Raw genomic sequence first — 1,245 nt, forward strand, 5'->3', positions numbered from 1 at the left:
CGCGGAGGAGGGCAGCAGCCCGCAGCCCGCCACGCCCAGAGCGGACAGCACCACACCGATCACCGCACCCACCGCCTGTCGGATCCCCACGACGGCAACGCTAGGGCGGGCCCTGATCGAGGGGCGCCGTAGAACTACGCACGGCCTCGGCTCGAGATCGGCACCAGCGCTGTCGGAACATGATCGAACAGCGCTGGTGCCGACTAGAGGAGCGCCTGGACCGCTTGGAGGTCGTCCGCTTCCGCGGGGGTCTTGTCGGGGCGGTAGCGGAGGACCCTCGCGAACCGCAGCGCGACGCCGCCGGGGTAGCGGACCGAGCGCTGCGCGCCGTCGAGGGCGATCTCCACGACCAGCTCGGGCCGCAGCTCGACCACGTGCCCGTCGTCGTGGACGGCGAGGCCGGGGAACTCCGTGGTCTGCCAGGCGAGCAGCTCGTCCGTCATGCCCTTGAACGTCTTGCCGACCATGATCGGCGGGCCGCCGTCGGGGTCCCGGGCGGCGAGGTGGATGTTGGACAGGAACCCCGTGCGACGGCCGTAGCCCCACTCCGCACCGATCACCACCAGGTCCAGCGTGTGGACCGGCTTGACCTTCTGCCAGGCCTTGCCGCGCCGCCCCGCCGCGTACGGGGCGTCGAGCGCCTTCACCACCACGCCCTCGTGCCCGGCGGACAACGCGCCGTCGAGCACCTCGGCGGCCTCCTCGGCCGAGGGGCGGCGGACACCGGGCATCGTGAGCTGGGGCGACCCGGACAGCAGCCCGGCCAACGCGTCGAGCCGCGTGGACAGCGGGGCGTCGAGCAGGTCCGTGCCGTCGAGGTGCAGCAGGTCGAAGAAGAACGGCGAGAGCAGGACCTCCTCGGACCCCGCGGACCCGAAGCGGGACATGGTGTCCTGGAACTTGCGGGGGCGGCCGTCGTCGTCCAGGGCGAGGGTCTCGCCGTCGAGCACCACGTCCGTGCAGGGGAGCGCGAGCACGCGGGCGACCAGCTCCGGCACCGCGTCCGTGATCTCCCGGAGGGTGCGCGTCCAGACCCGGGCCGCGGAACCGCTCCGGTGCACCTGGATGCGCGCACCGTCCAGCTTGTACTCGACGGTCACCTCCGCGCCCAGTGACTCCAGCGCCGCGTCGAGCGAGGAGCCGGGGGAGGCGAGCATCGGCCGGACCGGGCGCCCGACCTCCAGCCGCACGGCCTCCAGCGCCGACACCCCGTCCGTGAGTGCGAGTGCGGCGGTCGACGGCAGC

1 protein-coding gene is annotated in these 1,245 nt (G+C 73.3%); it reads right to left on the reverse strand.

The genetic code is table 11. The features are described 5' to 3' along the window. Positions 1–203 precede the first annotated feature (203 nt). The coding region (locus H5J29_RS33315; protein WP_181784855.1) for an ATP-dependent DNA ligase at positions 204–1,245 on the reverse strand (1,042 nt) is incomplete at its 5' end.

The sequence above is a fragment of the Pseudonocardia pini genome (assembly GCF_013870575.1).
Taxonomy (GTDB): Bacteria; Actinomycetota; Actinomycetes; order Mycobacteriales; family Pseudonocardiaceae; genus Pseudonocardia; species Pseudonocardia pini.